Annotated in this window: 17 protein-coding genes; 14 read left to right on the top strand and 3 right to left on the bottom strand. The window is 74.6% G+C overall.

Features of this window, described 5'->3' with window-relative positions:
- The first annotated feature begins 45 nt into the window (after window positions 1–45).
- From Q7L73_RS22530 to Q7L73_RS22490, 9 genes are read left to right on the top strand one after another with little or no spacing between them, the layout of a single operon-like run.
- A complete protein-coding gene (locus Q7L73_RS22530) occupies window positions 46–1,185 on the top strand; it encodes a Zn-dependent alcohol dehydrogenase (protein ID WP_304691769.1) in 1,140 nt (379 codons plus the stop codon).
- Complete coding sequence (locus tag Q7L73_RS22525) at window positions 1,185–1,976, top strand: SDR family NAD(P)-dependent oxidoreductase (protein ID WP_304691768.1); 792 nt, start codon at window positions 1,185–1,187, stop codon at window positions 1,974–1,976. Before Q7L73_RS22530 ends, Q7L73_RS22525 begins: the two co-directional genes overlap by 1 nt.
- A gap of 46 nt (window positions 1,977–2,022) precedes the next feature.
- On the top strand, window positions 2,023–2,676 hold the full coding sequence (locus tag Q7L73_RS22520) for an RraA family protein (RefSeq protein WP_304691767.1): 654 nt from the start codon (window positions 2,023–2,025) through the stop codon (window positions 2,674–2,676).
- 4 nt (window positions 2,677–2,680) lie between these two features.
- A complete protein-coding gene (locus tag Q7L73_RS22515) occupies window positions 2,681–4,216 on the top strand; it encodes a M81 family metallopeptidase (RefSeq protein WP_304691766.1) in 1,536 nt (511 codons plus the stop codon).
- Entirely contained in the window at window positions 4,213–4,680 is a 468-nt protein-coding gene (locus Q7L73_RS22510; protein WP_304691765.1) for a RidA family protein, read from the top strand. Before Q7L73_RS22515 ends, Q7L73_RS22510 begins: the two co-directional genes overlap by 4 nt.
- Window positions 4,680–5,762 carry a succinylglutamate desuccinylase/aspartoacylase family protein gene (locus tag Q7L73_RS22505; RefSeq protein WP_304691764.1) on the top strand — a complete coding sequence of 361 codons (1,083 nt, stop codon included), beginning with the start codon at window positions 4,680–4,682 and terminating at the stop codon, window positions 5,760–5,762. Before Q7L73_RS22510 ends, Q7L73_RS22505 begins: the two co-directional genes overlap by 1 nt.
- The gene (locus tag Q7L73_RS22500; RefSeq protein WP_304691763.1) at window positions 5,759–6,868 is read left to right on the top strand and encodes a pyridoxal-phosphate dependent enzyme; all 1,110 of its coding nucleotides are present in this window, start codon (window positions 5,759–5,761) and stop codon (window positions 6,866–6,868) included. Before Q7L73_RS22505 ends, Q7L73_RS22500 begins: the two co-directional genes overlap by 4 nt.
- Complete coding sequence (locus Q7L73_RS22495) at window positions 6,865–7,722, top strand: SMP-30/gluconolactonase/LRE family protein (protein WP_304691762.1); 858 nt, start codon at window positions 6,865–6,867, stop codon at window positions 7,720–7,722. Before Q7L73_RS22500 ends, Q7L73_RS22495 begins: the two co-directional genes overlap by 4 nt.
- A gap of 23 nt (window positions 7,723–7,745) precedes the next feature.
- Window positions 7,746–8,450 carry an SDR family NAD(P)-dependent oxidoreductase gene (locus tag Q7L73_RS22490; RefSeq protein WP_304691761.1) on the top strand — a complete coding sequence of 235 codons (705 nt, stop codon included), beginning with the start codon at window positions 7,746–7,748 and terminating at the stop codon, window positions 8,448–8,450.
- 4 nt (window positions 8,451–8,454) lie between these two features.
- Here the strand turns inward: Q7L73_RS22490 and Q7L73_RS22485 are convergent, their stop codons facing one another.
- Window positions 8,455–8,700 (bottom strand): DUF2630 family protein, encoded by a 246-nt coding sequence (locus Q7L73_RS22485; protein ID WP_304691760.1) that lies wholly within the window; start codon window positions 8,698–8,700, stop codon window positions 8,455–8,457.
- Window positions 8,701–8,768: 68 nt separating this feature from the next.
- Here Q7L73_RS22485 and Q7L73_RS22480 point away from each other — a divergent pair, with 68 nt between their 5' ends.
- Together Q7L73_RS22480 and Q7L73_RS22475 are read left to right on the top strand one after the other, a co-directional pair.
- On the top strand, window positions 8,769–9,296 hold the full coding sequence (locus Q7L73_RS22480) for an Lrp/AsnC family transcriptional regulator (protein WP_304691759.1): 528 nt from the start codon (window positions 8,769–8,771) through the stop codon (window positions 9,294–9,296).
- Window positions 9,293–10,714 carry an FAD-binding oxidoreductase gene (locus Q7L73_RS22475; RefSeq protein ID WP_304691758.1) on the top strand — a complete coding sequence of 474 codons (1,422 nt, stop codon included), beginning with the start codon at window positions 9,293–9,295 and terminating at the stop codon, window positions 10,712–10,714. The genes Q7L73_RS22480 and Q7L73_RS22475 overlap by 4 nt, the downstream gene beginning before the upstream one ends.
- A 431-nt stretch (window positions 10,715–11,145) precedes the next feature.
- On the opposite strand, the gene Q7L73_RS22470 is transcribed toward Q7L73_RS22475, so the two are convergent.
- Complete coding sequence (locus Q7L73_RS22470) at window positions 11,146–12,237, bottom strand: HoxN/HupN/NixA family nickel/cobalt transporter (RefSeq protein ID WP_304691757.1); 1,092 nt, start codon at window positions 12,235–12,237, stop codon at window positions 11,146–11,148.
- Window positions 12,238–12,475: 238 nt separating this feature from the next.
- Here Q7L73_RS22470 and Q7L73_RS22465 point away from each other — a divergent pair, with 238 nt between their 5' ends.
- The 3 genes from Q7L73_RS22465 (at window position 12,476) to Q7L73_RS22455 (ending at window position 18,084) form a co-directional block, all read left to right on the top strand.
- Window positions 12,476–15,763: an HtaA domain-containing protein gene (locus Q7L73_RS22465; protein WP_304691756.1), complete on the top strand. Its 3,288-nt coding sequence runs from the start codon at window positions 12,476–12,478 to the stop codon at window positions 15,761–15,763.
- 128 nt (window positions 15,764–15,891) lie between these two features.
- Complete coding sequence (locus tag Q7L73_RS22460; protein ID WP_304691755.1) at window positions 15,892–16,581, top strand: YoaK family protein; 690 nt, start codon at window positions 15,892–15,894, stop codon at window positions 16,579–16,581.
- A gap of 93 nt (window positions 16,582–16,674) precedes the next feature.
- The gene (locus Q7L73_RS22455) at window positions 16,675–18,084 is read left to right on the top strand and encodes an ATP-binding protein (RefSeq protein WP_304691754.1); all 1,410 of its coding nucleotides are present in this window, start codon (window positions 16,675–16,677) and stop codon (window positions 18,082–18,084) included.
- A 16-nt stretch (window positions 18,085–18,100) separates the two neighbouring features.
- Here the strand turns inward: Q7L73_RS22455 and Q7L73_RS22450 are convergent, their stop codons facing one another.
- Window positions 18,101–19,261: an ROK family transcriptional regulator gene (locus Q7L73_RS22450; protein WP_304691753.1), complete on the bottom strand. Its 1,161-nt coding sequence runs from the start codon at window positions 19,259–19,261 to the stop codon at window positions 18,101–18,103.

The following is a 19,261-nucleotide window of genomic DNA, read 5'->3' as shown; positions in this document are numbered from 1 at the left end:
GACTCAATTGTCATCACCGAGATCGATTGGTAGAGTGTTTTTGAGATGAGCGTTTCACTTAATGAAACGTCGCAGACGGCGGGGACGACGCTGGAGGTCGACGTCCCGGTGCTCGTCGCGACCGGCCGGCCGCTGGAGATCCAGCGCCTCACCGTCGACCCGCCGCAGGCCGGCGAGGTGCGGATCCAGATGGCCGCCTCCGGCGTCTGCCACAGCTGCCTGCACGCGGTCGACGGCAGCCACGAGGGGCTGCCGCTGCCGCTCGTGCTCGGCGACGAGGGCGCCGGCACGATCGAGTCGGTCGGCACGGGCGTCGTCGGGCTCGCGCCGGGCGATCGCGTGATCATCTCGTGGGCGCCCGGCTGCGGCCGCTGCCGCTCCTGCCAGGCCGGCAAGCCCGGCGTCTGCCTCGACCCGCCGCCGTTCGGCGGCGGCATCGACGGCACGCCCCGCTTCCACCGCGACGGCGAGCCCGTCCACCACTACGGCCCCGCCACCTACGCGCCCTACACGGTGATCCCGGCGCGCGGCGCGATCAAGCTGCCCGACGCGATGCCGCTGGAGCTGGCCGCGCTCGTCGGCTGCGCCGTCACGACCGGCTGCGGCGGCGTGCTGAACGCCGCGCGCGTCCGCGCCGGCGAGTCGGTCGCCGTCTTCGGCTGCGGCGGGATCGGCCTCAGCGCCGTGCTCGGCGCGGTCGTCGCCGGCGCCACGCCGATCGTCGGCGTCGACACGCGCGCCGCCAAGCTCGACTACGCGCGCGAGCTGGGCGCGACGCTGACCGTCGACGCCTCCGCCGGCGACCCGGCCGAGCAGATCAAGGCGCTCGTGCCCGGCGGCGTCGACCACGCGATCGTCGCCGTCGGCGACGCGACCGCCGTCGAGCAGGCGTTCGCCGCGCTCGCCGTCGGCGGCACCTGCGTGCTGCTCGGCAACCCGCCGACGAGAACGAAGCCGATCGAGCTGCCGCCGCATCAGCTGCTCGTCGGCGAGCGGACGCTGGTCGGCTCCGTCTACGGCTCCTCCAACCCGCCGCTCGACTTCCCCCGCTTCGTCGACCTCCACCTCGCCGGCCGGCTGCCGCTGGACCGGCTCGTGACGCGCCGCTACCCCCTCGACGAGGCCGACCAGGCGTTCGCCGATCTCGCCGCGGGTGAGCTGGCACGAGGGCTGATCGTCTTCTGATGCGGGTCGCGATCGTCACCGGAGGCGCGACAGGGCTCGGCCGCGCGACGGCCGCGGCGCTGAGCGCCGCCGGCACCGCCTGCGTGATCGCCGGCCGCCGGCAGGAGCGGCTCGACGCGACCGTCGCCGCGCTGTCCGCGCGCGAGGGCGTCGCCCCGGTCGTCGCGGTCGTCGCCGACGTGACCGACGGCGCCGACCGCGCGCGGCTGCTGGCGACCGCCGTCGAGCGCTTCGGCGGCCTCGACGCGCTCGTCAACAACGCCGCCGTCTCCGCGCTCGCGCCGCTGCTCGACTACCCGGAGGAGGCGTGGGAGCGCGTCCTCACGACCAACGTCAGCGCCGGCTTCGAGCTGGCGCGCGCGGCGCTGCCGCTGCTGCGCGAGCGCGGCGGCGGGCGGATCGTCAACATCGCCTCGGTCTACGGCTCGGTCGCGTTGAACAACGCGCACTACGAGCCGCTCGTGCCGGGCGAGACGGCCGGCGACCGCGGGCCGATGCGCGAGGTCGCCTACGCCGCCTCCAAGGGCGCCGTCAAGCAGCTCACGCGCGAGCTTGCGGCCGCCGTCGGCCGCTGGAACATCACCGTCAACAGCGTCAGCCCGGGGATGTTCCCGGTCGAGGACGCGCCGATCGATCCGTCGGTGCGCGAGCAGCTCGCGCAGGCGACGCCGCTGCGCCGCGTCGGCCGGCCCGAGGAGCTGGCCGCGGCCGTGCGCTTCCTCTGCTCAGAGGACGCCTCGTTCGTGACCGGCGCCGATCTCGTCGTCGACGGCGGCTGGTCGATCTGGTGACACCACCGAACCCACCACACCTGAATGAAACGCGGGGAATCAACTGATGAGCGCTGACTACGACCTGTTGGCGGAGAAGCTCTACTCGGCGGTCGTCTCCGACGTGCTCGACACGATCGGGCTGCCCGACCAGGTGATCCGCAGCGAGCTGAGACCGGTCGTCGAGGGCGACTGGGTGCTCGTCGGGCGGCTGCGGCCGACGCGCGCGATCGCGGTCGCCGAGCGGCCCGAGAAGCCGTACGCGAAGCTGCTGGAGATGATCGACTCGCTGCAGCCCGGCGACGTCCTCTTCATCGACGCCGGCGGGCGCAACTCCTCCGGCCTCTTCGGCGGGCTGCTGGCGACCGCGATCAGAGCGGCCGGCGGCCGCGGCGCCGTGATCGACGGCGGCACGCGCGACGTGCGCGAGCTGAACAGGCTCGCCTTCCCGACGATCACGCGCGGCCTCTGCCCGGCCGACTCGCTCGGCCGCGACGAGGTCGTGACCGCCGACGAGCCGGTCGAGTGCGGCGGCGTGACGATCCACTCCGGCGACCTCGTCGTCGGCGACGCCGACGGGCTGGTGGTCGTGCCGCAGGACGTCGAGGAGCGCGTGATCGCGCTCGCGCTGGAGAAGGTCAGCGGCGAGAACCACGTCCGCCGCGAGCTGGCCAACGGCATGAAGGCGTCGGTCGCCTTCGAGCGCTACGGCATCCTCTGAGGCGGTGACGGCGGTGGCACGGGTCGCGCTCGTCGGCATCTGGCAGGAGACGAACACGTACTCCGCCCGCGTCACGACGCTCGCCGACTTCGAGCGCTTCGAGCTCGTCTCGGGCGACGCGCTGCTCGGCCACCATCGCGGGACGGGGTCGGTGATCGGCGGCTTCCTCGACGGGCTCGCGGACGCGGGGCTTTCGCCGGTCGGCGTGCTGTCGGCCGGCGCCTGGCCGGGCGGGCCGCCCGACGCCGAGACGACGCATGCGCTGCTGGAGCGGTTGGAGGACGCGCTGGCGTCCGCTGGCGACTGCGACGCCGTGCTCGTCAACCTGCACGGCGCGATGGTCGCCGACGGCGCGTCCGACATGGAGGCCGAGACGCTCCGCCGCGTGCGCTCGCGCTTCGGCGCGGTGCCGCTGGCGGCCGTGCTCGACCTGCACGCGAACCTGTCGCCGGAGGCTGCCGCGCTGTGCGACGCGATCGTCGGCTACCGCACCTACCCGCACGTCGACATGCACGCGTGCGGACGGGACGCGGCGGGGATCGTGGCCAGCGCGGTGGGCGCTGCGGCCGGCGAGGCGTCGGACGCGGACGCGGACACGGCGCGCGGCGGCGTCCCGGTGACCGCCTACGGCAAGCTGCCGGCGCTGACCTCGCCGGTCGCGCAGGGGACCGACGACGAGCCGATGCGCGGGCTGCTCGCGCGCGCCGAGGCGCGCGCCGCCGCGGCCGGCGCGCTGCGCGTCTCGCTGCTGCCCGGCTTCCCCTACAGCGACGTCGCGCGCGCCGGCTTCGGCGTCGCGGTGACGGCGCCGGCGGGCGCGCTGGAGACGGCGCGGGCGGTCGTCGCGGAGACGCTCGCGGACGTCGAGGCGGCGCTGCCCGCGTTCGCGGGGTCGTATCCGCCGCCCGCGGAGGCGGTCGCGCGGGCGCTGGAGAGCGCGGCGCGGCCGGTCGTGCTCGCCGACCTCGCCGACAACGTCGGCGGCGGCGGGCCGGGCGACGGCACCGCGCTGCTGGCGGCGATGGTCGCGGCGAGAGCGCGCGGTGCGATCGTGACGGTCGTCGACGCCGCGGCGGTGCGCGCGGCGCACGCGGCCGGCGCCGGCACCGTCCTGTCGCTCGCGCTCGGCGGCCACACCGACGACCTGCACGGCCCGCCGGTCGAGCTGCGCGCGCGCGTCGTGCGGCTCGGCGACGGCGACTACACCTCCGGCGGCAGCTACATGACCGGCCAGCGCTTCTCGATGGGCGCGACGGCCGTGCTGGAGGTCGAGGGCGCCGGCGTGACGGTGCTGGCGATGGAGCGCGCGACGCCGCCCTTCCACCTCGAGCAGCTGACCTCGTGCGGCATCGACCCGGCGCGCGCGAGCATGATCGCGCTGAAGGGCGCGGTCGCCTGGCGGGCGCCGTACGCCGAGGTCGCCGCGGCGGCGATCGAGGTCGACACGCCCGGCTGCTGCCCCGCCGACCCGTACCGCCTGCCGCGCACGACCGCGCCGGCCGCGGTCGATCCGTTCACCACCACAGGAGTCCCCACGTGACCAGCCCGACTGAGCGCCTGCGCGCGCTCGGCCTCGACCTGCCCGCCCCCGACGCCGTGCTCGACTGGCATCTGCCGGTCGCCGACGACGACGGCCTGCTGTGGGTTTCCGGCCAGGTCCCGTTCGTCGACGGCAGACTGCTCCACACCGGCCCGTTGACGTCGGAGGCGGACGTCGCCGTCGGCTATGACTGCGCCCGTCGCGCCGCCGCCCACGTGCTCGCCCGCCTGGCACGCGCGGCCGGTTCGCTGGAGCAGATCGCGGCGGTGCCGAAGCTGACCGTCTTCGTCGCCAGCGCGCCGCAGTTCACCTTGCAGCCCGAGGTCGCCCACGGCGCCTCCGAGCTGATCCACGAGGTGCTCGGCGACGCCGGCCGCCACGCCCGCTCCGCCGTCGGCGTCGCCGCGCTGCCGCTCGGCGCCCCGGTCGAGGTCGAGGCCGTCGCGCGGGTGCGGCGGGGCTGATGACGGCGCCGCCACGCACGGCCGAGCTGACGCGGCACGCGGTCGCGGCCGGCGCGGCGACGCTGCCCGTCGATGAGCTGCGCGGCGGCGCCGGTCCCGTCGTCGTGCTGCTCGGCGGCGTGCACGGGGACGAGCCGGAGGGCGTGCTGGCGGTGCGGCGGATCGTCGCCGAGCTGCGCGGGCGCGAGCTGCGCGGCAGCATCCGCGCGCTGGCGGTCGCGAACCCGCTCGCACATGCGGCGGATGCGCGCTGCACGCCGGCGGAGGCCGCGCTCGCCGACGCCGCTCGCGCGCCGGATCCGGCGGGCGGCGGTGCGGCGGGCGCGGAGCCGGACGGCGGCAACCTCGCGCGGGCCTTTCCCGGCGACGCCGCGGGTGGGCCGACGGCGCGGCTGGCGGCGGCGATCATGCGCGACGTGCTCGTCGGCGCCGACCTGCTGATCGACCTCCACTCGGCTGGTCGCGCCGGGGCGATGCCGCTCTTCTGCGGCTTCCTCGCCGGCGGCGACGCGGCCGTCGCGGCGCGCTCGCGGGCGGCCGCGGAGGCGTTCGCGGCGCCGCTGACCTGGGCCCACGACGCGATCGGCCCCGGCCGCACCCTCTCGGCCGCCGCGACGCTCGGCATCCCGGCGATCTACGCCGAGGCCGGCGGCGGCGGCGAGGTTCGCGGCGCCGAGCTGGACGCGCTCGTCGGCGGGACGTTGCGGGCGCTCGCGTCGCTGGGAATGCTTCCCGCCGAACGTGCAATCTCCGGGTCTGACAGACCCAGAGATTGCCCGCGCGGGCTGATCCGCGGCGGCGATGGCGACCTCGACGCCTCGCTCATCGCTCATGCTGACGGCTTGTTCATCACGCGCACACACGCGGGCGCACACGTCAGAGCTGGCGATCTGCTCGGCGAGATGTGGGAGGGCGAGCGGCTCGTCGCGCCCCGCGACGGGATCGTCATGTTCCTGCGCCGCGACGCGCGCGTCGCCGCGGGCGATTCGCTCGCCCTGATCGCGCCGCCGCCTGCGCTCGCCGCGCCGCCCGCGCCACCCGCGACGCCCGCGCCCGCCGCCCCCGAGGAGGCCGCGCGATGACCGGGATCGCCCGCCACGCCGCGCTGCTGCCGCCGGTCGCCGGCGAATGGGTCACGCTCGGCGAGGGCGCGACGCCGACCGTCGCGCTGCCGCGACTCGGCGCCGCGATCGGGCTGCCGCGGCTGCGGGCGAAGTGCGAGCACGTCAATCCGACCGGCTCGTACAAGGACCGCATCGCCGCGCTCTCGCTGACGCTCGCGTGCGAGCGCGGGCAGCGCGGCTGGATCGCGACCTCCTCCGGCAACGCCGGCACCTCGCTCGGCGCCTACGGCGCGCGCGCCGGCCTGCCCGGCCTGCTGTTCGCGACGCCGACGATCACGCGCGAGAAGCTCGTCCCGATCGAGGCCGTGGGGACGACCGTCGTGCGCGTCGCCGACATCGGCACGGGCGGCAGCGCGGCCGCCGCCGAGCGGGTCTTCGCGACCGTCCGCGCGCTCGCGGCCGAGCACGACCTCTTCCTCGGCGTGACCGCCAACGCGCTCAACCCCGACGGCATGCGCGGCGCCGACACGATCGGCCACGAGCTGGCGGAGGCCGACCCGCCGGACGTCGTCTACGTGCCGACCGGCGGCGGCGGGCTGAGCGTCTGCGTCGCGCGCGGCCTCGCCGACGCGGGCGCGGCGGGCACGCGCGTCGTCGTCGCCCAGCCGGATGGCTGCGCGCCGATCGCGCTCGCGCTCGACGGCCGCCTCGACCAGCCGCGCGTCGAACGCTGCACGACCGCGATCTCCGGCCTGCAGCTGCCCGCCCCGCCCGACGGCGGGGCGTCGGTCGCGCGCGTGCGGGCGAGCGGCGGCTGGGGCAGCGCCGTCGCCGACGCGGCGATCCTCGAGGCCCAGCGCCAGCTCGCGCGGTTGGAAGGCGTCTTCGTCGAGCCGGCCGCCGCGACCGGCGTCGCCGCCGCGGCCGCCGACCGCGCCGCCGGCCGCCTCGCCGCCGACGCCGACGTCGTCGTGATCCTCACCGGCAGCGGCGCGAAGGACCTCGCCAGCGCCGCCGTGTGGGCGGGCGGCGCGGGCGATTGTCAGCCGGAGGAGGTCGAGCGCGTCGCCGCCGGCTGGCTCGCAGGGCTCGCCGGAGCGTCCGCCGAGGACGCCGCGCGATGACGGCAGCGGCGTCGCGCGTGACGATCGCCGACCCCGGCCCCGCCCGGCTCGGCGAGGGCCCGGTCTGGGACGCGCGCGAGCAGCTCCTCCATTGGGTCGACGTCGAGGCCGGCGCCTGGCACCGCTTCGATCCTGCCGACGGCCCGCGGGCGCCGCGCACGCTCGGCGCCCGCCTCAGCCTCGTCGTCCCCCGGCGACGCGGCGGCCACGTCGCGGCGGTCGACGGCGCGCTGCTGCTGCTCGATCCCGCCGGCAGGACCGAGGAGACGATCGAGCTGCTCCCGCCCGACGGCGACCTCGTCCTCAACGACGGCGCCTGCGACGCGCGCGGCCGCCTCTGGATCGGCAGCGCCTCGCGCGCCGGCCGGCCCGACGGCGCGCTCTTCCGCGTCGACCCCGACGGCACCGTCACGACCGCTCGCGAGGGCCTCGCGATGGCGAACGGGATCGGCTGGAGCCCCCGGCACGACACGCTCTACCTCGTCGACTCCGGCACGCGCGAGCTGACCGCCGCGCCGTCCGACGCGCGCGCCGGCACGCTCGGCCCGCCGCGCACGCTCGCGACGTTCGCCGACGCGATCCCCGACGGCCTCGCCGTCGACGCCGACGGCGTGATCTGGCTCGCCCTCTGGGGCGCCGGCGCACTGACGCGCCTCGCCCCCGACGGCCGCGAGCTGAGCCGCCTGCCCGTCCCCGGCGCCGGCCAGGTGACGAGCTGCGCCTTCGGCGCCGGCCGCCTCTGGATCACCACGGCCGCCGACGGCGCGCCGAGCGGCGAGCCCCACGCCGGCGCGCTGCTCGCGCACGACGCCCCCGGCGCGAGCGGCGTACCGTCACATCCCTTCGGCGGCTGACGCCAGGACCAACAGGAGAGTCGATGGACACGCAGAGAGTCGCGCTGGTGACGGGCGCCGCATCCGGGATCGGCCGTGCGACGGCGCTGGAGCTGGCGGCGCGCGGGTGGGAGGTCGTCGGGCTGGACCGGGCCGCGGGCGAGGGCGTTGCGGTGACGGTCGACGTGACCGACACCGAGGCGGTCGCGCGGTCGCTTGCGGAGGTGGGCCCGATCGACTGTCTCGCGAACGTCGCCGGCACCGGCTCGACGCAGAACGTGGTCGACACCCCGCCGGAGCTGTGGGACGCGGTCTTCGCGGTCAACGTGAGAGGGATCTTCAACGTCTCGCGCGCGCTGCTGCCCGGGATGATCGCGCGCGGCTCCGGCGTGATCGTCAACGCTGCCTCGATCGCCGGGATGGTCGGCTTGAAGAACCGCGCCGCCTACTGCGCCTCCAAGGGCGCGGTGATCGCGCTGACGAAGGCGATGGCGATCGACCACGTCGGTGACGGGATCCGGGTCAACTGCGTCTGCCCGGGAACGGTCGACACGCCCTGGGTCGGCCGCCTGATCGACGCCGCCGAGGACCCGGCCGCGACGCGCGCGGCGCTCGTCGCGCGCCAGCCGATGGGCCGGCTCGGCCGCGCCGAGGAAGTGGCGAAGGCGATCGCCTATCTCGCCTCCGACGACGCCGCCTTCGTCACCGGCACCGAGCTGGTGATCGACGGCGGCCTCGTCGCCGGCTGAGCGGCTACTGCAGGTATCTCTCGACCGTCGAGGCCGGGCGTTCGACCGCCTGGTCGGGATCCCCGCCGGCGTCGCGCAGCGCGCGGCGCTGGCGCTGGAGGTCCCAGAGGCGGTCGAGCTCGACGCCGATCGCCTCGAGCCGGACGCGGTCCGCGGCGAGGTCGGGATCGCTGGCGCCCTCGCGCTCGCGAATGCTCAGCCGCTCGCTCTCAAGTGCCTCGATCTGCTGCTGGATCTGCTCGTCGTTCATGCCGCTGACGATACCCCGCTGCGCCAGGCAGCTTGCGTCCGTTCGCGGATACGGGTAGAAACTGCTGTATGGATCGAGGAGTTCGCAATATCGAGTCCGCTGAAGCGCAGAATCAGCAAGTCCGGCTTGACGATGTCGACCGCCGGCTGATCGCTGCGCTGCAGCCCGACGGGCGCCGGCCGTACAGCCGCATCGCGTCCGACCTCGGCGTCTCCGAGTCGGTCGTGCGCTACCGCGCGCAGCGGCTGGAGCGGGCGGGGATCCTGCAGGTCGTCGGGATCGCCGACCCGCTCAAGATCGGCTTCGACCTGATGGCGATGATCGGCGTGAAGGTGCGGCCCGGTTCGCTCGACGGCGTCTGCGCCGCGATCGTCGCGCTGCCGGAGACGTCGTACGTCGCCTCGGTCGCCGGCGGCTACGACGTGCTGGTCGAGGTGATCTGCCGCGACTCGGCCCATTTCGGCGAGCTGCTGACGCGGCGCCTGCACACGATCGACGGCGTCACCGGCGCCGAGTCGTTCCTGATCCTGGAGATGCACAAGATGGCGTACGGCTGGGGTGTCGGCGAGGTCGCGGCGGCGGAGGCGACGGCATGAGCGCGCTGCGCAACGGCGGCGTCTCCTTCTGGTACGCGAGCACGGCGCTGCCGGCCCGGCGCGATCCGCTCGACGGCGACATGACCGCCGACGTCTGCATCGTCGGCGGCGGCTTCACCGGCCTCTGGACCGCCTACCACCTCAAGCGCGCCCAGCCCGACCTCGACGTGCTCGTGGTCGAGCGGGAGTTCTGCGGCTTCGGCGCCTCCGGCCGCAACGGCGGTTGGCTGTCGGACCACTTCACCGCCCCGCGCGAGCAGCTGTCGGCCGAGCACGGCCGCGATTCCGTGATCGCGATCCAGCACGCGATGCGCCGCACGATCGGCGACGTGCTGGAGGTCTGCTCGCGAGAGGGGATCGACGCCGACGTCGTCCACAACGGCGTGCTGCAGGTCGCGCGCAGTCCGGCGCAGGCGGAGCGGCTGCGCGAGGCGATCGCGCACGAGCGCGCCTGGGGCTACGACCAGCCGGGCGACATCGTCGAGCTGAGCGCTGAGGAGACGGCCGCGCGGATCCGCGTCGCGGGCGGCTCGATCGGCTCCTGGAGCCCGCACTGCGCGCGGATTCAGCCGGCGAAGCTGGTGCAGGGGCTGGCGAGCGCGGTGCAGCGGCTGGGCGTGCGGATCGTCGAGTCGACGACGGTGCGCTCGGTGGAGCCGGCGGGCGCGGGCGCGGCCGGCGGCGCCGGTCAGGCGCGTGCCGTGACCGATCGCGGCGTCGTGCGCGCGCCGATCGTGCTGACCTGCCTGGAGGGCTTCACCGCCTCGCTGAAGGGCCGCAAGCGCGCATGGCTCCCGCTCAACTCGGCGATCGTCGTGACGGCGCCGCTGCCGCAGTCGGCCTGGGCGGAGATCGGCTGGGAGGGTCGCGAACTGCTCGGCGACATGGCGCACGCCTACATCTACGCCCAGCGCACCGCCGACGACCGGATCGCCTTCGGCGGCCGCGGCGTGCCCTACCGCTTCGGCTCGCGCACGGACACGCTCGGCCAGACCCAGCCCGAGACGATCGCGCAGCTGACGCGGCTGCTGCGCGAGTTCTTCCCCGCGGCCGCCGCGGTCCCGGTCGAGCACGCCTGGTGCGGCGTGCTCGGCGTCCCGCGCGACTGGTCGGCGACCGTCCGCCTCGACCGCGCAACCGGCCTCGGCACGGCCGGCGGCTACGTCGGCAACGGCGTCACCACCAGCGCCCTGATGGGCCGCACGCTCGCCGACCTCGCACTCGGCCGCGACAGCGACGCGACCGCGCTCCCCTGGGTCGGCCACGACGCCCGCCGCTGGGAGCCCGAGCCGCTGCGCTGGATCGGCGCCAACCTCGTCTACGCCCTCTACCGCACCGCCGACCGCCGCGAGACCGCCTCCACCAGCCCCCGCACCAGCCTTCTCGCGAAGGCGGCCGCGAAGCTGGCGGGGATGTGAGCAGGGCCAGCGAACTGAGCTCGCTTCATCGTTGATCCTAGAAAAGACGAGCAAAACTCACTGATCTAGTGGGTGGTGTATCGGCGCGTCGGCCCGTAGAGTCCTTGGGGACGGAGGGTGAAGCGCCGAGGACGGCGCAAACGGCTGATAACCGGGAGTCCGAGGTAGTGCCTCGGATGGAGTTCGAGTCTCCCGCCCTCCGCCAATCCTTGCTGGCCGGCGGCCATCCCGAGGGGGCGCGATCATCATGCGCCCGCGAGGGTCACTGCTCGCCATTGCCTCACGGCCGCCGGTCAGAGCGAGGTTGCGAAGCGCCCCCGCATGGCTAGAATCCAAGATGGTTATCAGCCGTTCCGGGCTCACTACCCGCGCTCGACCCGCTCTCCGGAGCGGGTCGATGTCGTTCTGGGCCGGAAATCCGCGGCGCCGCCTCACCGCAGCCGCGCGCTCCAGCGCTCCTCGATTCTGCCCATTTGCCAGACGGCGACGGCGGCGAGCCAGGTGAGCAGGAAGAGGGCGACGACGAGGTAGCCGACGAGGCCGAGGTCAACGCGCGCGACGAGGTCCCAGAGACCGCCGCTGAGGCCGAGCTTGTCGGCCAGCACGGCGAGCAGCTCGAGCGTGCCGATCACGAGCGCGACGGCGACCGAGAGGGCGGTGACGGCGATGTTGTAGAAGAGCTTGCGGACCGGTCTGGCGAAGGCCCAGCCGTAGGCGAAGCTCATGAAGGCGCCGTCGATCGTGTCCAGCAGCGACATGCCGGCGGCGAACAGCAGCGGCAGGCAGACGATCGCGTAGAAGGGCAGGCCGGATGCGGTCGCGGAGCCGGCCAGCACGAGCAGGCCGATCTCGGTCGCGGTGTCGAAGCCGAGGCCGAACAGCAGCCCGAGCGGGTACATCTGCCACGGTCTGCGGATCGCGCGCGTCGCGCGGCCGTAGACCCGGTTCATCACGCCGCGGCGCTCGAGCCGCCGCTCCAGCTCGGCCTCGTCGCAGGCGCCGGCGCGCATCCGCCGGAAGATCGCGACCAGGCCGGCCAGCAGCGCCAGGTTCAGCAGCCCGATCAGCACGAGAAAGCTGCCGGAGACGACCGGGCCGACGAGCCCGGTCGCGCGCTGCAGCGAGGAGTGGTCGTCCGACAGCGCGCCGGAGAGCCCGCGGACGCCGAGCACGACCAGCACGCCGAGCGCGAAGACGACGGTCGAGTGGCCGAGCGAGAACCAGAAGCCGACGCTGAGCGGCCGCTGGCCCTCGCCCATCAGCTTGCGCGTCGTGTTGTCGATCGCTGCGATGTGGTCGGCGTCGAAGGCGTGGCGCATTCCGAGCGTGTACGCGGTGATGCCGACGCTGAGCCCGAAGACGCCGGAGCCGAGCGCGTAGCCGTGCGGCACGACGAGCAGCAGCAGGATCCCGAAGCCGGCCAGGTGCAGCGCCGCGATCGCCGCCGCCAGCGCGCCGGCGCGGCGCCGCTCGGCCGGCGTCAGTCCGACCGCTACCCGGGTCCAGCGCCCCTGCCTCGTCATGCACGCCCTCCTGAGCCTCGGAATCGGCAGCGATGACGGTCGCCGTCGCGGCAGCTTCGCAAACCGGGTCGTCGCGATGCGCTGTTTGGATGCCAAATGGCGTACGTAAGGCATACCTGACGAAAGCGCGCTAACCTCGCGCCATCGCGTCCTTTTAGGGCGCCCTAATACGACAGGACGGGACGGGATGCACGGACGGTCAGACGGGTCGCCGGGACGGCGACGGACGGGTGCGGCGGTGCTCGTCGCGCTCGTCGTGGCGCTGCTGCTGAGCGCGGCGCCCGCGAGCGCGGCGCCGACCGCGATCACGAGCGGCGCCGGCCTCGACTGGGGCCTGAAGGAGTCGTGGCGCAACTACATCGGCCCGGCCGGGACGACGCTCTCGGACGGCGTCACGCGCAACGCCGACGGCACCTTCCACTTCCCCGTCACGGGCGGCTCCTACGAGCCCGACACCGGCACGACCGTCGTCAGATTCGGCGGCACGGTCGTCTTCCTCGGCCACTGCGAGGGCGAGGGCGGCACGCGCCCCTGCGCGCTCGACCTGACGCTCTCGAACCCGCGCGTCGAGATCACCGAGGACGGCTCCTCGCTCTACGCGACGGTCGCGAGCCGGCCGATCGAGGGCGGCGAGATCAGACCGTTCGAGAACCTCAACGTCGCGGCCCTCGACACCGAGGACGCGACCCCCGCGGTCGACGCGACGACGACCAGCTGGAGCGGGCTGCCGGCGCGCATGACGCTGGAGGGCAGCAGCGTCTTCACGTACACCGTCGGCACCGTGCTCGACGCGGTCTCGTTCGGCTACGACGGACCGGGCGGCAAGCCGGCCGGCGAGCAGTGGGCCGACCCGGCCGCGCCCGGGTACACGCGCACCGCGCTGACGGCGGCGGCCGCCGCGGCGAGACCGCGCTGGACGCTGCCGCTCGCCGACCCCGGCAAGCTGATCGGCATCCACCTCGGCCCGGTCGGCCTGTCGGTGATCGACCGCAGAGACTTCTCGCTCGTCCCCGGCAGCTTCACGAGCGACTTCAGCGGGGCCTTCAGCTCGGTCGCCGTCGACCCCGCCAGCGGCACCGTCTTCAGCGGCAGATCGGGCGCCAACACGACCCTGCGCGCGCGGCGCTTCGACACGGGCACGAGCGCCTGGGTCGAGGAGACCGTCAACGACAGCGCGATCGTCGCCTCCAGCAACGTCGGCGGCGCCGCCTGGGACCCGACGGGCAGACGCTATCTCGTCTCGCGCGCGGTCGGGAGCGACTCGCAGCTGTGGCAGGTGAGACAGGTCGCGGGCGTCTGGACCGCCTCCAACCTCGGCTCGGTGCGGCAGACCAACACGCTGCCGGCGCCGCTGCTGCAGCAGCTCGCGGTCGTGCCCGACGGCAGCGGCGGCTCGATGGTCGTCGCGACCTGGTTCGGCCAGCTCCAGCGTCTCCACCTGACCGCCAACGGCGTCGTCGCCGAGGCGCTCGCGCAGGCGCCGGGCGTGACCGCCTCCAAGCTCGTGCCGACGAGAGGCGGCCTCTACGCGATCAACGCCGACAGAGTCGTCTGGATGCCGCTCGGCGGCTACGTCTGGGCGCCGGCGCTCGGCACGGCCGAGCCGGCGATCTCGATCCCGTCGCCCAACGGCCTCGGCAGCCTCGACACCGGCTTCATCGCCGCCGACTACGAGCGCGACACGCTGTTCCTCGCCTCGCACGGCCTGCAGCAGGTGACGCGGATCGAGAGAGGCAGACTGCGCCACGCCTTCGCGCTGCCGCAGCTGCCGAGAATCACCTACTACGCGACCTTCCTGCCCGGCACGACCAGCGCCGGCGACCTCGTCGTGACCGACGACGCGAGCGCCTCGGCCGCCGCGTTCGCCTACGCGTCGACGACGCCGTCGTTCCCGACCCAGCCGCAGGACGCGCACGTCGCGCTGCCGGCCGGCGCTGAGACGGCCGACGCCACGCTGACGGTCGCCGTCGCCGGCGATCCTGCGCCCGCCGTGCGGTGGCAGTCGCGCGTGCCGGGCGCGAGCGCATGGGCCGACCTGAGCGCCGCCGACGGCGTCAGCGGCGAGCAGACCGAGACGCTGACGATCCACGCCGGCGCGCAGGACGGCGGCCGCCAGTACCGCGCGATCGCGACCAACGCGGTCGGCGCCGTCGCCAGCGCCCGCGCGACGCTCGACGTGCGCACGCCGCCGTCGGTCAACGTCCAGCCCGACAGCGTCTCTGTGCTCGAGGGCGCGCCGGCGCTGTTCAAGGCGATGCCGAGCGGCAACCCCGAGCCCGCGATCTCCTGGCAGCAGAAGGTCGGCGGCTTCTGGCGCGAGGTCGACGCCGACTCCGGCGACCTGACCGTCGACGGCGGCTTCCTGACCGTGAACGAGCCGTCGGTCGCGATGAGCGGGACGCAGTTCCGCGCGCGCCTGCGCAACGAGGTCGGCACCGTCTTCACGCGCGCGGTGACGCTGACGGTCGCCGCCGCGCTGACGCAGCCGGTCACGTTCGGCGGCGGCCACGTCGACTGGGGGATCGCGGAGCGCTGGCGCTGCTACGTCGTCGGCACCGTCGCGCGCGGCGCGATCGAGGTCTCCGGCGGCGCGACGCAGGTCCCCGGCACGCTCGCGGCCGGGACGCTCTGCAACGGCCGCAACGCCGGCTCGGAGGCGCTGCGCTTCCCGGTCCGCGGCGGCTCCTACGACCCGGCCAGCGGCCGGCTGGAGGTGCAGCTCGACGGCGCGGTCCGCTTCTGGGGCCACGATTACCACGTGCCCGGCAACACGACGCCGCAGCTCGACACGCGCTTCTCGGGGCTGCGCGTCGTCGTGCAGGACGGCGTCGGCACGCTCTACGCCGACGCGGTCGGCGCGACGATGGACAGCCCGACACCGAGAACGTACGCGCAGGTCGCGCTGGTGCGGATCGAGCTGACCGGCGTCAGCCCGGCGCGCACCGCCGCCGGCCTCGCCTGGGCGGCCGCACCGACCGTGCTCACGGCCGACGGCGCGGCGGTCTTCGGCAGCTACGCGGCCGGCGAGTCGTTCGACCCGATCTCGTTCGACCTCGCGATCGGCGAGCCGCGCAGAGACCCCGAGCCGACGCCGCCGCCGGCAGAGCAGCCGCCGGCGCCGCAGCCGCAGCCGCCGGTTTCGACGCCGACGCCGAGCGCGGCGAAGCCTGCGTTCGCGCTGCCGAAGGGCGTACAGCGGGTCGGCGCCGCGCGCACGGCGACGGTCGCGACCGTCAGCTGCCCGCAGGGCGCCGCCTGCACGCTCGGCGCGGCCGCGCGCGTGAAGCTGACGATCGGCGGCAAGCGCTACACCGCGACGGTGCTGGCGCCGAAGCGGGTCGCCGCCGGCAAGCGCGCGACCGTGCGCCTGCGGCTGACGAAGGCAGCCGCCGCGCGCCTCGCCGGCCGCCGCGCCAACGCCCGCCTGACGCTGACCGTCAAGAGCGGCGGCGCGACGACCAGAAAGGTCGTGACGGTGACGCTGACGCGCGCGAAGGCGAAGCAGGCGGTCGCGAAGCGGCGCTGAGCCGCGCGGGCGGCGTCCGCGCGGCGTGCGTCCGCGCGGGCGCCGCGGGCCGGGCACGCCGCCCGCGCTCGCCGCGCGCCGCCCGTCGAGCCCGACGCCCGCGTGCCGCGCGCTCTACGTTGTCCGACGTGGAGCGCGCCGCACCGACCGACCACCGCCGCCGCCGCGAGCTGCTCGTGACGCTGCTCGCGGTGCTCAGCGGCGCGACCGACGCGGTCGGCTTCCTCGCGCTCGGCGGCGCCTTCACGAGCGTGATGACAGGCAACATGGTGCTGCTCGGCCTCTCCGCCGGCACGCGCGACGCCGACCTTGCGTGGCACGCCGGCGCCGCGATCGTCAGCTTCGCGGCCGGCGTCGCGCTCGGCGCCCGGCTGGCCGGCGCGCCGCGCCCTGACGACGGCCTCTGGCCGCGCGCCGTCACGCGCGCGCTGACGGTCGAGCTGGCGCTGTTCACCGTCTTCGCGGTCGCCTGGCAGATCGCCGGCGGGAAGCCGTCGGCGGAGCTGACGCAGGTGCTGCTGCTGGCGCTGACCGCGGTCGCGCTGGGTCTGCAGAGCGGCGCGATCCTGCGCTTCGGCGTCCCCGGCCTGTCAACGACCTACCTGACCGGCACGCTGACGACGGCGGTCACCGCGCTCGTGCGCGGCCGCCCGCTCGGCCACGTCGCCCAGCAGGGCCGGCTGCTCGCGGGCGTTATCGCCGGCGCGGCTGCCGGCGGCGTGCTCGTCACCGAGGCCCCGCGCCTCGCGCCGCTGCTCCAGCTCGCCCTGCTGGCCGCCGTGCTCGCCGGCGCGCGCGGCGTGGTGCGGGCGGGCTGAGACCGGACGGCTCTGCACAGGAAATATCTTGTATCTGCGGTCAAGCGCAAAAAAAGCATAGTTTTTCTGCATCCTTGCGCTAATCTGTCGTGTATGAACGAAGGGCAGCTCACTCGCATGCTTGCGGCGGGCAACCCGTGGTGGCGAGACCCCGACTGGGCCCGAGACGATCGCGACCTGCGCCGTCTCGCGGCTGCGCCCCTCGACTACGACCCCGCGCCGCTGGCAAACGTCGAACCAGATGGTCTCTACGTCCTGCGGGGGCCGCGCCGTGTCGGCAAGAGCGTCGAGCTGAAACGGGAGATCGCTCGGTTGCTCGCTGCGGGCGTCGAGCCGCGGCGCATCGTGCACTTCGCCTGCGACGAGCTCGCCAGAGGCGATCTCCAGCGGCTCGTCAGAGCTGGTCGCGACGTGCTCACGCGTGGCGTGGACGGGCCGCGGTACTGGTTTCTCGACGAGATCACGAGCGTGCCGGCGTGGCCGGAAGCGATCAAGTGGCTCCGCGACAATACGGCTTTCGGCGAGGACTGCGTCGTCCTCACGGGGTCCTCGGCCCGCGACCTGGCAACCGCCCAGAAGCAGCTCGCCGGTCGGCTCGGTTCGGCGAGGCAGCCGGATCGTCTGCTGCTGCCGATGGGCTTCCGCAGCTTCTGCAGGGCGATCGGCATCGACGACGTACCGCAGCTGGAGCCGGTCCGTCCGCGCGACTTCCTCCATGCTGACGTCGACCTGGCGCTGATCGAGCTGCTGCCGTGGACGGACACGCTGCTGACCGCGTGGGAGCTGTTCCTGCGGGTCGGCGGCTTCCCGCGCGCGGTCGCCGACCAGCTCAGGTTCGGCGAGGTGCAGGACGACTTCATCCGTGCGCTGTGGGACGTCGCCGCCGGCGACGCGCTGCGCGGAGCTGGCACGAGCGGGGCGCAGGCGCAGGCGCTGCTCGCGCGGCTGGCGAAGAACCTCGCCAGTCCGCTGACCGTCTCGACGGTGCGTGAGGAGATGGCGGTCGACAGCCCGCACACCGCCAGAGCGCGGCTGCAGGATCTCGTCTTCTCCTATCTCGTCTGGCCGTGCCATCGGCGCGAGGGCGATCTCCCGAGACTGTCTTCGCAGGCGAAGTACTACTTCGTCGATCCGCTGATGGCTCGTCTCGCCGCCTTGCGCAGCCCGGGCGCGGCACTCGAGCCCGACAGCTCGGTGCTCACCGAGCAGCAGCTCGGACTGGCGCTGCTGCGCAGCGTCGAGCGGGAGCGGCCGGGCGGCTACGCGGAGTTCAGCGACGTCATGTACCAGCGCACCTCCAGCAAGGAGGTCGACTTCTGCGGCCCGCGTCTCGGTGCGTTCGGATTCGAGGGGAAGTACGTCGACGCGGGCTGGCGGCAGGAGGCGAAGACCGTCCGAGCGGCATTCGGCGCCGGCGTGCTCGCAACTCGCGGGTTGATCGACACGAGCGGCGACGTGTGGGCGGTTCCGGCCCCGTTCGTCGCCTGGATGCTCGACGGCTGAGCGGGCCGCAGCGACGCTAAGCCGCCAGCGCGGCGACGTCGAGCGCGTGCTCGATCGCGACCATCGCCGCGCCGCGGGTGCCGGCGCGGTCGCCGAGCTGGCTGGGGACGATCTGCAGGTGCTGGCTGGCGAGCGGGGCGGCGCGCTGGTAGACCAGCTCGCGCAGGCCGGCGGAGAACGGCTCGGCGGTCGCCAGCTCGCCGCCGAGCACGACGACGCCCGGGTTGAGGGCGTTGACCAAGGCCGCCAGCACTTCGCCGAAGACGCGTCCGGAGTCGCGCGTCAGCGAGACCGCGACCGGGTCGTGGCGCTTGACCAGCTCGACGAGGTCGCGCGGGCCGTCGATCTCCAAGCCGCGCGCGCGTGCGCCGCGCACCAGCGCGACCGTGCCGACGACCGCCTCCAGGCAGCCGACGTTGCCGCAGACGCAGAGGTCGTCGTGATCGCGCACGGCGATGTGGCCGATCTCGCCGGCCGCACCCTGCGAGCCGCGGAAGATCCTGCCGCCGGCGACGATCGCGCAGCCGATGCCGGTGCCGGCCTTGACGAACAGCAGGTTGTCGGCCTGCTGCCAGCGGTCGGCGTGCTCGGCCAGCGCCATCAGGTTGACGCCGTTGTCGACCAGCACCGGCGCGTCGAACGCGGCGGCCAGCTTGCCGACGATGTCGTAGCCGTCCCAGCCGGGCATGATCGGCGGGCTGACGGGGCGGCCGGTCGCGTACTCGACCGGGCCGGGGACGCCGATCCCGACCGCCAGCGGTCTGCGCCGGCGACGGCCGCCGAGCGCTCTCAGCAGCTCGCCGCCGAGCCGCTCGACGATCGCCAGCACCGTGCTCGGCCCGTCGGCGATCGCGATCGCGCTGTCGGCCGCCTCCAGCACCGTGCCGTCGAGGTCGGTGACGGCGAGATGGGCGTTCGTCGCCGCCAGCTCCACGGCCAGCACGACGCCCGCCGACGGGTTGAACGCGAACGTCGAGGCGGGGCGGCCGCCGGTCGACGGCCGGCCCTCGGCAGGGCGGATCAGGTCGCGCTCGGCGAGCGCCTCCAGCCGCAGCGCGACGGTCGAACGGCCGAGGCCGGTCCGCAGCGCGACGTCAGCGCGCGTCAGCGGGCCGTGCGTGCGGACGACGCTGAGGACGTCGCCGAGCCCGACCGCGCCGTCCCGTTCCGTTGCCAT

The organism is Conexibacter sp. CPCC 205762, from assembly GCF_030646155.1.
Taxonomy (GTDB): domain Bacteria; phylum Actinomycetota; class Thermoleophilia; order Solirubrobacterales; family Solirubrobacteraceae; genus Conexibacter.
Note: the sequence above shows the minus strand (reverse complement) of the source record. Positions and strands in the feature narration are given on the sequence as shown.

Excerpts from the sequence above, each read along its gene's own strand:
- Q7L73_RS22520 (WP_304691767.1), top strand. The coding sequence starts at position 2,023 with ATGAGCGCTGACTACGACCTGTTGGCGGAGAAGCTCTACTCGGCGGTC.
- Q7L73_RS22455 (WP_304691754.1), top strand. The coding sequence starts at position 16,675 with ATGAACGAAGGGCAGCTCACTCGCATGCTTGCGGCGGGCAACCCGTGG.
- Q7L73_RS22470 (WP_304691757.1), bottom strand. The coding sequence starts at position 12,237 with ATGACGAGGCAGGGGCGCTGGACCCGGGTAGCGGTCGGACTGACGCCG.
- Q7L73_RS22485 (WP_304691760.1), bottom strand. The coding sequence starts at position 8,700 with ATGAACGACGAGCAGATCCAGCAGCAGATCGAGGCACTTGAGAGCGAG.
- Q7L73_RS22530 (WP_304691769.1), top strand. The coding sequence starts at position 46 with ATGAGCGTTTCACTTAATGAAACGTCGCAGACGGCGGGGACGACGCTG.
- Q7L73_RS22500 (WP_304691763.1), top strand. The coding sequence starts at position 5,759 with ATGACCGGGATCGCCCGCCACGCCGCGCTGCTGCCGCCGGTCGCCGGC.
- Q7L73_RS22505 (WP_304691764.1), top strand. The coding sequence starts at position 4,680 with ATGACGGCGCCGCCACGCACGGCCGAGCTGACGCGGCACGCGGTCGCG.
- Q7L73_RS22495 (WP_304691762.1), top strand. The coding sequence starts at position 6,865 with ATGACGGCAGCGGCGTCGCGCGTGACGATCGCCGACCCCGGCCCCGCC.
- Q7L73_RS22525 (WP_304691768.1), top strand. The coding sequence starts at position 1,185 with ATGCGGGTCGCGATCGTCACCGGAGGCGCGACAGGGCTCGGCCGCGCG.
- Q7L73_RS22475 (WP_304691758.1), top strand. The coding sequence starts at position 9,293 with ATGAGCGCGCTGCGCAACGGCGGCGTCTCCTTCTGGTACGCGAGCACG.
- Q7L73_RS22490 (WP_304691761.1), top strand. The coding sequence starts at position 7,746 with ATGGACACGCAGAGAGTCGCGCTGGTGACGGGCGCCGCATCCGGGATC.
- Q7L73_RS22450 (WP_304691753.1), bottom strand. The coding sequence starts at position 19,261 with ATGGCAACGGAACGGGACGGCGCGGTCGGGCTCGGCGACGTCCTCAGC.
- Q7L73_RS22480 (WP_304691759.1), top strand. The coding sequence starts at position 8,769 with ATGGATCGAGGAGTTCGCAATATCGAGTCCGCTGAAGCGCAGAATCAG.